Genomic DNA, 15,303 nt, shown 5'->3' on the forward strand with positions numbered 1-15,303 from the left:
CTTCGGCGCCTGTTGTGACCTCATCGCAGGCAAGCCAGCTCCCACATTTGAATGTGTTCACATATCAAAATGTGGGAGCTGGCTTGCCTGCGATAGCGTCATCCAAATCACCGCAGGTCCCAACCCTAAAGCATATCGATATTCGCTAACGGTATTTAAGCTTCCATTCTTATACCTATAAATTCACTCCCCTGTCCGACCGGGAGTGCCCTCATGTCCGCCACCTCTACTGTTCCAACAGCGACCCCAACCGCCCAATCCTTCGAGATTCGCCCACTGCCCGGCAGCGTCGGCGCCGAGATCGTTGGCCTGGACTTGTCCCGCCCGGTCAACGACACAGACTTCGCGCGCATCCACCGCGCGCATTTGGATCACCACGTCGTGGTGTTCCGCGACCAACGCATCACCCCCGAACAACAGATCGCCTTCAGCCGCCGCTTCGGCGTGCTGCAGATCCACGTGCTCAAACAGTTCCTGCTGGCCAACCACCCGGAAATCCTGATCGTCTCCAACATCATCGAGAACGGCCAATCCATCGGCCTGGGTGATGCGGGTAAATTCTGGCATTCGGACCTCTCCTATAAAGAGCTGCCCAGCCTGGGCTCGATGCTGCACGCTCAGGAGCTGCCCTCCGAAGGCGGCGACACCCTGTTCGCCGACATGCACAAAGCCTGGGACCAACTGCCCGAGCACCTGCGCAAAGCCGTGGAAGGCCGCAGCGCCGCGCACTCCTACACGGCGCGCTACAGCGAAACCAAATTCGAAGGTAATTGGCGCCCAACCCTCACGCCCGAGCAGCTCGCTCAGGTGGCGGAAGTGGTCCACCCGATTGTGCGCACCCACCCGGAAAACGGCCGCAAAGCCCTGTTCGTCAGCGAAGGCTTCACCACCCGTATCGTCGACCTGCCGGAAGACGAAAGCCGCGACCTGCTGGCCCAGCTCTACGCTCACAGCGTGCTGCCGCAGAACATCTATCGCCACCAGTGGCAGCCCCACGACATGGTGTTCTGGGACAACCGCTCGCTGATCCACCTGGCTGCCGGTTGCCCGAGCCATCTGCGCCGCAAACTGTTTCGCACCACCATCCAGGGCGATGCGCCTTTCTGATTCCCGGCAAGAGAGTTGACATGAACGCGCCCCTGCAAGGCCACGCGGCCAGCACCCTGAGTACCGCCAAACCGCTGTTGGCGGTGGACAACGTCAGCCTCGAATACCGCACGCCCGAGCGTGTGGTGCGGGCCACGCACCAGGTCAGTTTCGAAATCGACCCGGCCGACCGTTACGTGCTGCTCGGCCCTTCGGGGTGCGGCAAATCCACCTTGCTCAAGTCCATCGCCGGGTTTATCAAACCCTGCGAAGGCGAGATTCGCCTGTTGGGGCAAAAGGTCGACGAACCCGGGCCGGATCGCATCGTGGTGTTCCAGGAATTCGACCAACTGCCACCGTGGAAAACCGTCAAACAGAACGTGATGTTCCCGCTGTTGGCCTCCAAGACCCTCAAGCGCCGCGAAGCCGAAGAACGCGCGCTGCACTACCTGGAAAAAGTCGGCCTCAGTGCCTTTGCCGACGCCTACCCGCACACCCTGTCCGGCGGCATGAAAGCCCGGGTGGCCATCGCCCGCGCCCTGGCCATGCAACCGAAAATCCTGCTGATGGACGAACCCTTCGCCGCCCTCGATGCCCTGACCCGGCGCAAGATGCAGGAGGAACTGCTGCTGCTGTGGGAAGAAGTGCGCTTCACCCTGTTGTTCGTCACCCATTCCATCGAAGAAGCGCTGGTGGTGGGCAACCGCATCCTGTTGTTATCGCCGCATCCCGGGCGCGTGCGGGCAGAAATCCACAGCCATCAATACGACCTGCACAGCCTCGGCGGTGTGGAATTCCAGGCGTCGGCGCGGCGCATTCATCGCCTGCTGTTCGATGAAGCGCCCGAAGCCGAACGTGAGTTGGGTTTCGCCGATATCCGCATTGCTTACTAAGGGGCCGAACCATGCGCCAGGAATTTGAAGTCACCCTCGAACCACTGCTCAGCGTCCCTGTCGAGCGCGAACTGCCCCTGCGCCAACGCCTGTGGCAGCAAGGCTGGTTGCGCAAGGGCTTGATCCTGATCGTGCTCGCGATCCTCTGGGAGGCGGTCGCCCGCTACCAGAACAACGACCTGCTGCTGCCGAGCTTTTTGCAGACCTCCCAAGCACTGTTCGACGGCTTGCTCAGCGGTGAGCTGTTGAGCAAGGTCTGGATCTCGCTGGCGGTGCTGATCAAGGGCTACCTGATCGGCATCGTGCTGGCGTTTGCCCTCACTACGCTGGCGGTCTCAACCCAACTGGGCCGCGACCTGCTCAGTACCCTGACCTCAATGTTCAACCCGCTGCCGGCGATTGCCCTGCTGCCGCTGGCGCTGCTGTGGTTTGGCCTGGGGCAGAACAGCCTGATCTTTGTGCTGGTGCATTCGGTGCTGTGGGCCTTGGCGCTGAACACCTATTCGGGGTTTCTCGGCGTGTCCGAAACCCTGCGCATGGCCGGTCGCAACTACGGCCTCAAGGGCATGCGTTTTGTGTTGTTCATCCTGATTCCGGCGGCGCTGCCGTCGATCCTGGCCGGCCTGAAAATCGGCTGGGCCTTTGCCTGGCGCACACTGAACGCCGCTGAACTGGTGTTCGGCGCCACCAGCGCCAAAGGCGGGCTGGGTTGGTACATCTTCCAGAACCGCAACGAGCTGTACACCGACAAAGTGTTTGCCGGCTTGGCCGTGGTGATCCTGATCGGCCTGCTGGTGGAAAACCTGGTGTTTGATACTTTCGAGCGGCTCACCGTAAAGCGCTGGGGCATGCAGCGCTGAGCCACTGATCCCTGCTAGGATTGCGTGCAATTCACTCCCCACTGCTCACGAGTGCTTGGCATGCAACTACCGGACATGAACCTGTTGGTCGCCCTCGACGCCTTGCTCGACGAGGGCAGTGTGGTCGGCGCGGCGCGGCGGATGAACCTCAGCCCGGCGGCCATGAGCCGCACGCTCACGCGGATTCGCGAGGCGGTGGGCGACCCGATCCTGGTGCGGGCCGGTCGCGGCCTGGTGCCGACGCCCAAGGCTTTGCAGCTGCAAGGCCAGGTGCGCAACGTGGTGGAACAGGCGGCGTTGCTGTTTCGCTCCGCGGACCAGGTAGACCTCAGCACCTTGCGCCGCCGCTTCAGCGTGAGGGCCAATGACTTTTTTGTTGGCGTGTACGGCGGTCGGTTGTTCGACACCATGGAGCGCATGGCGCCGCTGTGCGAGCTGTGCTTTGTGCCCGAAGGTGATACCGACGACGACGCGCTGCGCGAAGGGCGCCTGGACCTGCGCGTGAGCAATACGTTGCCGGCCAGCCCGGAGGTGAAGGTACAGAATTTGTTTTCCACCACCTTTGTTGGCCTGGCGCGGCAAGATCACCCGCTGTTCGACGAAGAAATCACCGCCGCACGGTTTGCCAGCTATTCCCATATCAGCATTTCGCGACGCGGCATCGCCCGTGGCCCGATTGACACTGCGCTGAATGCCCAAGGCCTGGAGCGCCGCGTGGCAATGATCGCCCCAGGCTTTCACGGCGCGATGTTCATGCTGCCCGACTCTGATCTACTGCTGCCGGTGCCAAAGGAAGCCTTGCTGAGCGCCAACCGCCTGAACCTGCCATTGCGCGCCTTCCCGTTGCCTATCTCCTTGCCGACGTTGGTATTGGCCCAATCCTGGCACCCGCGCTTCGACAAAGACCCGGCCCATAAATGGCTGCGCGAAACCATGCGCGAGAGCTGCCATGCCACCTGGCTCGAAGCCCAGCCCAGCTGAAGTGCACTCGATCAATGTGGGAGCTGGCTTGCCTGCGATGGCGGTCTGACTGTGTAGGGATTCATTGCCTGACCCACCGCTTACACAACTTTTAAAGGCAGCCAATTACCCTTGTGGCGAGCAGGCTTGCCCTGCGTTGGGCTGCGAAGCGGCCCCAAACCCAGACGCTGAGTACTTTCAGGAAAAACTGCAGTGCCTTTACTGGGGCTGCTTCGCAGCCCAACGCAGGGCAAGCCTGCTCGCCACAACAGGGCAGTTGCCCCTAACCCCATGAGGATTGCGTCTGGTGCACTTATAAGCTTCCAATAAGTAACTTTTTTGTCATGTATGCGCCCCCTTAAACTGGTCGGGTATTTCTAATTCCGAGTTGCGCGTTCATGACATCCCTCGCTGCCCCCGCTCTCCAGGCTGCAGCCAAACCTACCGCCCTGAGCCCACCTGTGTTCGGCCCGCGCATCATCATCGGCCTGGTCGGCGTGTTGTTGGCGGTGCTGGTCTCTGGTCTCAACGAGATGGTCACCAAGGTAGCCCTCGCCGATATTCGCGGTGCACTGTTCATTGGTTTTGACGAAGGCACCTGGCTGGTTGCGGCCTACACGGCCACCTCCGTGGCGGCCATGGCCTTTGCGCCGTGGTGTTCGGTGACGTTTTCGCTGCGCCGCTTCACCCTGTGCGCCATCGGCCTGTTTACCTTGCTGGGCATCCTGTGCCCCTTTGCGCCGAACTACGAAAGCCTGCTGATACTACGAACCGTGCAAGGCCTGGCCGGCGGCGCATTGCCGCCGATGCTGATGACGGTGGCGCTGCGTTTCCTGCCGGCCCACGTCAAGCTCTACGGCCTGGCCGGTTACGCACTCACCGCCACCTTCGGCCCGAGCCTGGGCACGCCGCTGGCGGCGTTGTGGACCGAATACGTCGGCTGGCAATGGGCGTTCTGGCAAATCGTCGGGCCGTGCCTGCTGGCGATGGCCGCGGTGGCTTACGGCTTGCCGCAAGACCCGCTGCGCCTGGAGCGCTTCAAGCAGTTCAACTGGCGCGGCCTGCTGCTGGGTTTTCCGGCGATCTGCATGCTGGTGATCGGCCTGTTGCAGGGCAATCGCCTGGACTGGTTCGAATCCGGCCTGGTCACCTTTTTGCTGATCGGCGGCGGCGTATTGCTGGTGCTGTTCATGCTCAATGAATGGTCGCACCCCGTGCCGTTTTTCAAGTTGCAGATGCTCGGCCTGCGCAACCTGGCGTTCGCCCTGATCGTACTGGCGGGTGTGCTGATGGTACTGACCTCGGTGATCATCATTCCGTCGAGTTTTCTCGCCCAGGTGCAGGGTTACCGGCCACTGCAAACCGCGCCGGTAATGCTGTTGATGGCGTTGCCGCAATTGATTGCGCTGCCGCTGGTGGCGGCGCTGTGCAACCTGCGTTGGGTCGACTGCCGCTGGGTGCTGGGCATTGGCTTGAGCATGCTGGTGCTGTGCTGCATCGGCAGCTCGCACCTCACCTCGGCGTGGATACGCGACGATTTTTATGGCTGGTACCTGCTGCAGATTTTCGGGCAGCCCATGGCCGTATTGCCGTTGCTGATGCTCTCTACCGGCAGCATCCAGCCGATGGACGGGCCGTTCGCCTCGGCCTGGTTCAACACCGTCAAAGGCCTCGCTGCGGTCATCGCCACGGCCGTGCTGGACACGCTGACCACCCAGCGTGAGCACTTCCATTCGACCATGCTGGTGGACCACCTGGGCAACTCGCCCCTGGCCGACGGCGACGCGCCGGGCCTTGCCCAGCGCCTGCACCAGCAGGCCGTGGTGCTGACTTCTTCGGACCTCTATTACGTCATGGCCGGTGTCGCGGTGGCGTTGATCCTGCTGATTTTCTGGATGCCCACGCGGATCTTTCCGCCTCGCGCACCGACCTAGCCTCAAGGACTTCTCATGAAACGCAAAGACAAAATTGCCGTCTCCGTTATCGCTGTGTTTGCCGTCGGCGTCCTGGTTTATCTGGTTGCGCCGGGCGTGCTGGGTAACCAGCGCCAGACCACCAATGACGCCTTCGTCGCCGCCGACTTCACGCTGGTGGCGCCGCGCGTGGCCGGTTTTATCAAGGAAGTGCTGGTGGAAGACAACCAGCGGGTCAAGGCCGGCCAATTGCTGGCGTTGATCGACGACCGCGATTTTCGTGCTGCCGCCCAGGCCGCCGACGCCGACACCTTGGTCGCCCAGGCCCAGCTGAAGAACGCCACCGCGACCCTGGAGCGCCAAAGCTCGGTGATCGCCCAGGCTCAGGCCACCGTCGCGGCCGACCGTGCCGAAGTGGCGTTCGCCGAGCACGAACTGAACCGCTACAACCACCTCGCCGGCGTGGGCGCAGGCACCGTGCAGAACGCCCAGCAAGCCAAGACGCGCATCGACCAGGCAACGGCAAACCTGGCCAAAGCCACGGCCGTACTGGCGGCCGAACGCAAGCAAGTGGAAATCCTCACCGCCCAGCGAGACGCAGCGGAAGGTGGGCTAAAACGCGCCCAGGCAGCGTTGGAAATGGCCAGTTATCAGCTGTCCTACACGCGCATTGTCGCGCCGGTGGACGGCATGGTCGGTGAACGTGCCGTGCGGGTCGGCGCCTATGTGACGCCGGGCAGCAAGATCCTCGCGGTCGTGCCGTTGGCCCAGGCCTATGTGGTGGCCAATTTCCAGGAGACGCAACTGTCGCATATGCATGCCGGCCAAGCCGTAGAACTCAGCGTCGACAGCCTCGACGGCGAGTTGCTCAAGGGCCACCTGGAAAGCCTGGCGCCTGCCACCGGCGTGACCTTTGCGTCGGTCAGGCCGGATAACGCCACCGGCAACTTCACCAAGGTGGTACAGCGCATTCCGGTGAAGATCATCCTGGAGCCGAACCAGCCCCATATTGAACGCCTGCGCGTGGGCATGTCGGTGCAAGCCACAGTCGACACCCGGCCCGTCGCGCAGTCGCGTGAGGTGGCCCAGCAATGAAGCGATTTGCCTGGCTCACCTTGAGCCTGATCAGCCTCAGCGCCTGCACGGTCGGCCCGGATTTCCAGCGGCCCCAAGGCCAGCAAGTCACCCAATGGCGCGAACCCCAGGGCCGTCAGGCGGCCAGCCACGCGGTGACCGACCCTTTGCAAGAGCGTTGGTGGGACGTGTTCCACGATGCAGAGCTCTCGGCCCTCACGCGTCGTGCGCTCACTGATAACCTCGACCTGAAACTGGCCAGCAGCCGCCTGCAACAAAGCCGCGCCGTGCGTCAGGTAACCACCGCCGAGCGTTACCCCAACGTCAACGCCAGCGGGGATTACGTGCGCCAGCGCAACAGCGGCAAAGGCTTGAGCGACCCGTCCAAAAACAACGGTCAATCTGCTTACAACCAATGGGACATGGGCTTCTCCGCCGCCTGGGAGCTGGACTTCTGGGGCCGCGTCAAACGCGAAACCGAAGCCGCCGACGCCACCCTGCAAGTCGCCGAAGACGACCGCCGCGCTGTGTTGCTGTCGGTACTCGCCGAAACCGCCCAGGACTACATCCAGCTGCGCGGCGTGCAGAACACGCGCGCTGTCACCGAGCAAAACCTCGAGGTCGCTCGCCACAGCCTCAAACTCTCGCAACTGCGCCTGGCCGACGGCGTGGCCACTGACCTGGATGTGGCCGAAGCCGCCGCCCAGGTCGCTGCCATCGAAGCGCGTTTGCCCGACTTGCAGCAGCGTCAGGATCAACTGATCAATGCCCTGAGCCTGTTGATGGGCGAGCCGCCGCAAGCGCTGCATGCGCAATTGTCCAAGGACGTCGCCGTGCCGCAAACCCCGCGCCAGGTCGCCATCGGCTTGCCCTCGGAGCTGGCCGAACGCCGGCCCGACATTCGCCAGGCGCAAGCGCGCCTGCATGCGGCCACCGCCAGTATCGGCGTGGCAAAAGGTGATTTTTACCCGCGTATCACCTTGTCCGGCAGCCTGGGCTCCCAGGCCCTGCAACTCTCGGATTTCGGCTCCTGGGGCTCGCGCGCGTTTGCCTTCGGCCCGCAGTTCAGCCTGCCGCTGTTCAATGGCGGGCGCCTGCAAGGCATGTTGAATTTGCGTGAAGCCCAGCAACAGGAAGCGGCGCTGGCGTACCAGCAAACCGTACTGCGTGCCTGGCATGAGATCGATGACCAACTGACCCGCTACAACGCCAGCCAACTGCGCCGCGACAGCCTCGCTGAAGCGGTGCGCCAGAACCAGATCGCGTTGAGCACCGCACAACAGCAGTACGTCGAAGGCGTGGTGGATTTCGTCAACGTGCTCACCGTGCAAAGCGCGCTGCTGGCCACGCAGGAGCAGTGGGTAGAAAGCTCCACCGGCGTGTCGCTGGCGATGGTGGGGCTGTACAAGGCGTTGGGCGGTGGCTGGGAGTCGGTCTACCCCGCGACAGCCTCCATTCCCGCAGGCTGAACATAACCCACTGTGGGAGCGGGCTTGCCCGCGATAGCGGTAGTTCAGCCAACGTTATGTTGACTGACGCACCCTCATCGCGGGCAAGCCCACATGGAATATTGCGTGGTTCAAGGGTTCTGCAAAAACACCACATACCCCCTGAACCATTCACTCCCTTTCAAATACCCCGGCTCTTCCCACACGCCGCCCTGAATCAGCCCCACCTTGAACGGTAGCCCCAGCCGGTTCATGCGTGGCAAATACGCCGCGTAATCCGGGATGCTATGGCGCCCTTGGTAGGTCTGGACCACCACTTCATCCACCACGCCTTTGAGCTGGGCGATGGCGGCTGGGTCGGCGTTGCTGCTCCAGTCCATCAGGCCGGTAATGCTCAGCCGCAGGTCAGCAGGCAGGCGTTGGCGCAGGTCGCGCAGGAAGCCTGTGTATTCGTGCAGGTATTGGGTGCGGGCGTCGAAATCGATCTGGATGCCGACCACCGGGTTGCCCGCATCGCGCCAGCGTTGCACCTGGCCGAGCAGTTGGCTGTAGACGCGCTCGGGCCAGTGCAGGGTGTGGGCGCGGTACACCACCCAGACCTCGCCCTGGGTGATGCGCGGTACGCTGATGCCCTGGGCGATAAACTGCACACCCAATTGCGGCGCACGGCGCGTGGAGTTGATCTGGCCCTGGAGGATGTACAGGGTTTTCGCCTGTTTGAGCACCGGCTGCGGCGTGACCCCGCTCCACAGCCAGAAGGCATCGTAGTCGCGGGCGTCAACGCCGGCAAAGGCCGGGCTTGCCAGGAGCAGCAAGCCTAGCCACAGGTGCTTCACCAGTAGTACTTCAGCGACTGGGCCCACTCGGTGTCGGCAAACCCGGTTTTGAGCTGGCGGAACCAGCCTTTACGCACGGATTTATCCACGTCTACACCGCCGCAGCCGTTATAACCGGCCCGCGCATAGCAGTTGATCGCACGGAACAGCGCGTAGGCCTTGTCGTTGTGCGGCGCCTTGGGGTTGGCGATGACCTGGCGGTAACCGTCGAGCCGCGAGAAGGTCTCGCCCTTGAACAGCGAGGCGGTGCTGCCCAGGCTGGCGGCGGCGCGCACTTGGTCCAGTGGCATGCCATCGAGGTTATTGCGCAGGATGAACTCACCCAGGCAGTTCAAGCCCTTGGGGTTTTTACCATCGGCCTGCAGGGTGCTGGCGATTTGCGCAATGCTCGGGCAGGCGTAGCCGGACTCCGCCTTATCACCGTTCCACTGGAACAACTGCAGCGAGCGGCCATCGCCATAGACATAGCCCAGGCTGGTGCCGAGCTTGTCGGCGGGCGCCGATGCCGGCAGTTGCTTGAGGTCGTCGGCGAAGGTGGCGTACTGGCCGCGCATCAGGTCTTTGTACAGCAACACAAACTGGGCGGTGGCACGTTCCACCGGGTCGCTGGCCTGGGTGATCTGTTGGCGTAGCAGTTCCTGGCCTGCGATGTTGCGCAGCAAGATGTAGCGCACCTGTTTGGCGCTGATCGGCGAATCGCTGGCGAACACGTTGGCCAGTTGGTCGTTGCGCTCGTAGTTCATCGCCAGCGCCAGTTCCAACTGGTCGCGCTGCAAAGGTTGCTTGGCCAGGGGCAGCAGCTTCAGCCACAGCGCTTGCGCACCTTGCCAATCCTTCTTGGCTTCCAGGGCAAGGCCGCGCAGGGTTTTCTGGCTGAAGGCGAAGTAGTCGAGGCTGGCGGGCACGTCCTGAGGCAGCAACTTCAAAGTGTTATCGGGCTGATGTTCGACGTACAAGGCAAACGCCGCTTGTACGTAGTCGTACAGCGCCGGCTCCTGGGCAAACACCGGCTTTTGCGCGTCCAGGGCCGCGCGGCTCAGCTGCGGCGGGTTGCCGGCGCGCATCCACATCAAGTCGTTGACGGCCAGCATCAGTGGGGTGGCCGAAGGTTTTTGGGTGGCACTGAGCAGCTTGTTGTCGGCTTCCTGCACCAGGTCGTCCAGCGACACATTGCGCTGTTTGGCGCTCAACTGCACGGCCAGGTCGTTGGCCAGCTTGTCGGTATCGCCCGCCAGCCAATGCACCCGGCGCAGCAGGCCCTGGGCAGAGACAGCGTATTCGCCCTGTGGATAAGTTTTCAGGTACAGGTTGAAGCTGGTGTCGGCATTCGCCAGCACCGATTTATCCACATGCTCCAATTGCGGCATGCCGTATTCGTCGAAGGCGTTTTCCTGGGCCTGGTTCAACTCGGTGCGGGCGATCATGTAGAACGCCGCTTCCTTGACCCACGGCAGGCTGCCGGCGGCGGCGGCAACAAAACCGCGCTGCGCATCAGCGAAACGGCCACTGTAGAAGTCACCGGCGGCTTGCAGGTAACTGCGCAGCTCGCGGCCTGCGGTGGACTGGATCTGCTCCGGGTCGCCCAGGCTTGCGCCGTCCCAGGTGCAGGCGCCGAGCATCTGTACACGTCCCTTGGCCAGCAGCTGGCGCTCCGCGTCGGGCACGTCGGCTTTAACCACTTGGCTGATAAACGCCGTGGCACTGCTTTCATCATTGCTGCGGCAACGGCTGCCTTCGCCGGTCAGGAAGGCGTCACCCGCCGCCTTGTCGCCTTCACGCTGAATGCCCAACGGCGCAAGCAGCTCATCGAGTTTGCTGGGCGTAGGTGCCACGTCGGTTTTTTCATCGGCGGCGTCGGCTACCGGGGTCAGGCGGTACACCGGGAACGGCACCGGGCCGAAGCCCTCTTCCAGGTCCGTCTCGCCCAGTGCGTTGGGCGTCAGCGGTGCCACCTGTTTATCCGCCAGCAACAGGCGCAGGTTGACCCGGCTGTCATTGCCCGGGCTCAGGAAGGGCAGGTTGCTGCAGCCTTCAAGGCTGTCGCGTGAGACCCGCCAGTCGGGGTAGCACGAGTCATCGCCGCTGGCCTGGGCCTGGAAGGAAAGGCTGGCGAGCAATGCCAGGGTCAGTGGTGACAGAAAACCGATGCGCATGACGTGTCCTTGATCCTGAGTCCTTTGAAGGACGCAATAATAGCGTGATCTGACAAATGCTTCGGTGAAGGTCTACACAAATCGCTGATTTGTCCGATTCCAGCAGCGAATAAAGGGTTTTTGTCCTAGAGTGGCGGTCATTCACGCGCAGGGCTTTTTGGCCGGCCGGAAAAGGCGATGGTAGGGGAATCGAGGTGCGACGGTCTGTGGTGGAGCAAGATGAAAAGGTGGCGGCATTGTCCGCATTTGATCGCGTCGCGAGTAGCTGGCACGTTGCCGGCTGGATGAGCCGTCTGTGGTGGGTACCGATCCTGGTACTGGCCGTCGCCCTGCGTTTTTACAACCTGACGTCCGCCGCAATCTGGGGTGACGAAGGCTCCAGCCTGCTGCTCAGCGAATACGCTGCCGGTGACCTGTGGTTTCACGCCGCCCATGATGTGCACCCACCGCTTTACTTTTTCATGCTGCGTGGCTGGATAGAGCTGTTCGGTGACAGTATCTGGTCGATTCGCAGCATGAGTGCGATTCCCGGTGCGATTGCAGTGGGCCTGGGCATCTGGTTGACGCGGCAATTGTCTACCCGACGTGCCGCCGTGCTCGCCGGGATCCTGCTTGCGCTGCTGCCCACGGCGGTGCGTTACAGCCAGGAAGTGCGCATGTATTCGCTGTTGGCCGTATGGCTGCTGGGCGCCACGCTGGCGCTGGTGTATTGGGTGCGCCAGCCCGAGCGCACGCGCTATCTGGCGGCGTATATCGTGCTGATGAGCGCCGGTTTCTACACCCACTATTTCACTGCTCTGTGTGTGCTGGTGCATTGGGCCTACCTGGCCTTGTTGAGCTCGGCCCAGGCGCCCGGCCAGTCTCTGCTCAGGCGCCCGGCGTGGTGGGTGGCCAACGCCGCGATCGTCGTGGCGTACCTGCCGTGGTTACCCAATGTGTTGGGCCTGGTGCAACACGTTGAGCAACTGAAGGTGGGCGGGGACATCGGCTGGGAAGACCCGGTCAACCTGTTTTCACTGCCGTCGATGATCTGGCAATTCATTGTCCAGGACGAGGGCAGCGGCTTTTGGGCGCCGTTGTTCTGGTTGGTCCCGTTGTTGCTGATTGCTGTGGTGAGCATCACCGCCTGGCAGGATCGCGAACGCCATCGCCCGGCCAGCCTGCTGGCGCTGTTTTTCCTGCTGCCGCTGCTGCTGGTGTACGCGGTTTCGTTCGTTTCGCCGGTGTTTATCGAGCGTTACCTTACGGTGTACGCCTTGGGTTTGCCCATCCTGTTGGCGCTGGCCATTGATCGCCTGCCGGCGCGCTGGTCATGGCTGGGCGTAGCGTTGTTCGCGCTGTTTGTCGGTGTCGAGTTGATGGGGCTCAAAAACAACTTCACCGTCGATGAACATGACCAGTTCAACGTGCCCGTGGAATTCGTCAATCGTAATTACCAGGAAGACGACCGCATCGTTCTCAGCGACATGCTGTGGTACCTCAGCTACGTGTATTACGACCAGACCGACGCCCAATTGCAGCTCTATACGCCGCCCAAACCCGACGGCACGCCGACCCGCCCGAACGCCTACGGTTTCGGCACATTGGTCGACCAGGACGGTGGGCGCATTTACCTCGACCGCCTGTCGGCATTGCCTGCCGATACCCGCCGTGTCTGGCTGATCAGCAGCAACGAAGCGCCGGATGATTTCGCGCCCTTACCTGAAGGCTGGCGTGAGTTGAGCCGTCAGGATGGCGGTGGTGCGAGGGCGCGACTGTTCGTGCTGTGCAACGGGGCGCAGCCGCAACCTGAAGGTTGCCGCTAGACTCAGTTAAGTCTTCTTGACCTGGAGTTCGCCATGGAATCGCCTGTGCACAGCTTGCCATCACTGTTCAAACAGCTCGGGCTGCCGGATGACCCGGCCAGTATTGAGAAGTTTGTGGCAGTGCATTCGCCGCTAAAGCCGGAATTACATCTCGCGGATGCGTTCTTTTGGACGCCCGGCCAGAAGGCGTTTTTACGCGAAGAAATTCTCGACGATGCGGATTGGGCTGAAGTGGTGGATGAGCTGAATCTGTTACTGCGGGAAGGGCGCGGCGTGTAAAAAATGTGGGAGCTGGCTTGCCTGCGATGGCGGTGGTTCAGTCAACATCGACCTCGACTGATCTACCGCTATCGCAGGCAAGCCAGCTCCCACAGGTGTTTTGTCTGATTGTTCCCATGCTCCTCGTGAGAAGTGGGACAGCTTGGGAAGTTTCCTATTGGTTAAACAGAAGCGGACGATAGTCGCCAGAATGAGGAGCCCGCTATTTACAGACGCTGATTTCCTTTTATGGCCACGTCATGCAGCGTCTGATCCCTCACAAAGAAATTGAAAACTATGATCTCACCAAAATCGAAACCCCCTACTTTGCTGGTATCAAGGTAAGGGAGTTCTTTCGCGCGCCTTATGCATTGCAGGGGCTGTGCGAGCTGCTAGCCGAGTGCAATGTTTCTCCTGTTCGGTGTTCAGGGGATAACGATCAGCGCCGAGTTTTGGACAAGTTGGCGTCCGGTGATTGGCTGTTCGTAATGGACAGGCCTTTTCTTCCTTTAAGTCGAGAATGCCGTGTTAAGTATGGGCATTTGATGGGGCGCCGACTTTATGTCGGGCCTGGTAAATGGGAAAAGGTAAGTATCGATTACGATGGGGTTAAAAATACTGCAATCCTGGCCGCAAACCGGCTGGCATCTATGGGTGACGAAGGACGAATGTTCTTATCCGACGGGAAAGATCTTGCGAACACCACCAGGGTCATGACGCAGCGCTGGGTCCGCTTGGATAGTCGTGATGACCAGCTCACCCACAGATCGGTTGAGCGCCGATACGGGGAGCTGCGGCAAATCAAGCAACGCTATCTGGAGGGAGATGACAATTGGCAACAGGGTGGGAAATCCTGGCATTGGCAGCCTGTGACACCGGACACAGCGTATGAATACAAGGATGCCAAACAGTGACGCGCAAGCAGGTCTTTTGGTTTTGGGGAGCGATGGATGCCATCTATCTGGTTCGCTATTGGGTCACCAGTGCGGTGGAGGGGCGAGTTCCTTACTTGAGCGATATCGAGAGCGCATTATGGGTTTTGCGTGACCACAGCGTGCTGCAGATTTACACCTTTGGCTTTGTCATGTTGCTGCAGATCTCGATAGTAGCGTCCTGTTTTTTATTTCTTCTCAGTAGTCAAAAGGTCCGCTGGCTTGTTTACCTTCAAACCCCGTTACGGTTAGTTTTTTTCATCCCTTCAGTTGCTCTTCTGCTTATAGGCGCTCAGTTAGTCCCAGGCTACAGCGTGGTGGTGATGGCGGTGCTAGTCGTCGCGTCCGAGGCCATGAAGGTTTGGAGCGTCTGGCGATGGGGCAAGAAATCTGACGTTTCCAGCAGTCGGCGTTAGTCGATAAGCCAGTTGCACAGCTTCAACCATCCCCCCTATAGTTCGCCCCGTCGCCGCACATCGGCGATCGGATTTGGCGATCCGCATTCTATGACGCGTTACAGCGCTCTAACTCCGTGTTCTCCGCTTGGCGGATACATGAGTTCTATGGCGGCTGTGCGCGGGAGATCTTCGGATCTGCCGGGTTTCATAGATAACCGGTTCGCCAACCTGCGTACAGCTGCCACCCATACTCGTTTGGCGACGGGGACGGGTGGTCAAAATCTTATCTATGAGGCTTTATCGATGGACCAATACAAACCGCTTCAAACCAATCCCACCGGCGTTCCCGTTCTGGCATTCAACACGTTTGCGCCCTCGCACCTGCTCCATGAAACAGCCCGCAGCCGCGTGCGTATCGGCACCGAGCTGTTGGAAACGCTCAGCGCCAAAACGGACAGCAAGAACCTTCATCACCTCGTCACCGCAGCACTGGTTTCGTTGCGCGATGGCTTGGACATGATGGGCGAAATCCAGCGCCGCTTGGATGCTCAGGCCGAACAGCCAGTCTGAGGCCAACACGGGTCCAAAATGTGGGAGCTGGCTTGCCTGCGATGGCGGTGGTTCAGTCAACATCGACCTCGACTGATCTACCGCTATCGCAGGCAAGCCAGCTCCCACAGGTGTTTT

General features: G+C 61.2%; 14 protein-coding genes. 12 read left to right on the forward strand and 2 right to left on the reverse strand.

The window, feature by feature from the left end:
* Positions 1-213: 213 nt before the first annotated feature.
* From GIW48_RS19575 to GIW48_RS19605, 7 genes are all read left to right on the forward strand, one after another.
* Entirely contained in the window at positions 214-1,107 is an 894-nt protein-coding gene (locus GIW48_RS19575; protein ID WP_170039346.1) for a TauD/TfdA dioxygenase family protein, read from the forward strand.
* Between the two features lie 20 nt (positions 1,108-1,127).
* The gene (locus GIW48_RS19580) at positions 1,128-1,979 is read left to right on the forward strand and encodes an ABC transporter ATP-binding protein (RefSeq protein ID WP_017136617.1); all 852 of its coding nucleotides are present in this window, start codon (positions 1,128-1,130) and stop codon (positions 1,977-1,979) included.
* 11 nt (positions 1,980-1,990) lie between these two features.
* Positions 1,991-2,839 (forward strand): ABC transporter permease, encoded by an 849-nt coding sequence (locus tag GIW48_RS19585; RefSeq protein WP_236461020.1) that lies wholly within the window; start codon positions 1,991-1,993, stop codon positions 2,837-2,839.
* Positions 2,840-2,899: 60 nt separating this feature from the next.
* Positions 2,900-3,820, forward strand: coding sequence for a LysR family transcriptional regulator (locus tag GIW48_RS19590; protein ID WP_017136615.1), 921 nt, complete (start codon positions 2,900-2,902; stop codon positions 3,818-3,820).
* Between the two features lie 377 nt (positions 3,821-4,197).
* A complete protein-coding gene (locus tag GIW48_RS19595; protein WP_236461021.1) occupies positions 4,198-5,733 on the forward strand; it encodes an MFS transporter in 1,536 nt (511 codons plus the stop codon).
* Positions 5,734-5,748: 15 nt separating this feature from the next.
* Positions 5,749-6,807, forward strand: a complete 1,059-nt coding sequence (locus GIW48_RS19600; protein ID WP_138450956.1) for an HlyD family secretion protein — start codon at positions 5,749-5,751, stop codon at positions 6,805-6,807.
* On the forward strand, positions 6,804-8,255 hold the full coding sequence (locus tag GIW48_RS19605; protein WP_236461022.1) for an efflux transporter outer membrane subunit: 1,452 nt from the start codon (positions 6,804-6,806) through the stop codon (positions 8,253-8,255). Before GIW48_RS19600 ends, GIW48_RS19605 begins: the two co-directional genes overlap by 4 nt.
* A 110-nt stretch (positions 8,256-8,365) precedes the next feature.
* On the opposite strand, the gene GIW48_RS19610 is transcribed toward GIW48_RS19605, so the two are convergent.
* Complete coding sequence (locus GIW48_RS19610) at positions 8,366-9,070, reverse strand: DUF3142 domain-containing protein (RefSeq protein WP_200431231.1); 705 nt, start codon at positions 9,068-9,070, stop codon at positions 8,366-8,368.
* The gene (locus GIW48_RS19615; RefSeq protein ID WP_236461024.1) at positions 9,067-11,223 is read right to left on the reverse strand and encodes an outer membrane assembly lipoprotein YfiO; all 2,157 of its coding nucleotides are present in this window, start codon (positions 11,221-11,223) and stop codon (positions 9,067-9,069) included. The genes GIW48_RS19610 and GIW48_RS19615 overlap by 4 nt, the downstream gene beginning before the upstream one ends.
* Before the next feature lie 194 nt (positions 11,224-11,417).
* Here GIW48_RS19615 and GIW48_RS19620 point away from each other — a divergent pair, with 194 nt between their 5' ends.
* The 5 genes from GIW48_RS19620 to GIW48_RS19640 all read left to right on the forward strand — a co-directional run bounded on the left by GIW48_RS19620 (position 11,418) and on the right by GIW48_RS19640 (position 15,186).
* The gene (locus GIW48_RS19620) at positions 11,418-13,028 is read left to right on the forward strand and encodes a glycosyltransferase family 39 protein (RefSeq protein WP_236461026.1); all 1,611 of its coding nucleotides are present in this window, start codon (positions 11,418-11,420) and stop codon (positions 13,026-13,028) included.
* A gap of 33 nt (positions 13,029-13,061) precedes the next feature.
* A complete protein-coding gene (locus GIW48_RS19625; RefSeq protein WP_099549581.1) occupies positions 13,062-13,307 on the forward strand; it encodes a DUF2789 domain-containing protein in 246 nt (81 codons plus the stop codon).
* 239 nt (positions 13,308-13,546) lie between these two features.
* Positions 13,547-14,200: a hypothetical protein gene (locus tag GIW48_RS19630; RefSeq protein ID WP_099549580.1), complete on the forward strand. Its 654-nt coding sequence runs from the start codon at positions 13,547-13,549 to the stop codon at positions 14,198-14,200.
* On the forward strand, positions 14,197-14,634 hold the full coding sequence (locus GIW48_RS19635; RefSeq protein WP_099549579.1) for a hypothetical protein: 438 nt from the start codon (positions 14,197-14,199) through the stop codon (positions 14,632-14,634). Before GIW48_RS19630 ends, GIW48_RS19635 begins: the two co-directional genes overlap by 4 nt.
* 138 nt (positions 14,635-14,772) lie before the next feature.
* On the forward strand, positions 14,773-15,186 hold the full coding sequence (locus GIW48_RS19640) for a hypothetical protein (protein ID WP_143521893.1): 414 nt from the start codon (positions 14,773-14,775) through the stop codon (positions 15,184-15,186).
* Positions 15,187-15,303: the final 117 nt, after the last annotated feature.

The sequence above is a fragment of the Pseudomonas sp. PA-6-3C genome (assembly GCF_021605825.1).
GTDB lineage: Bacteria > Pseudomonadota > Gammaproteobacteria > Pseudomonadales > Pseudomonadaceae > Aquipseudomonas > Aquipseudomonas edaphica.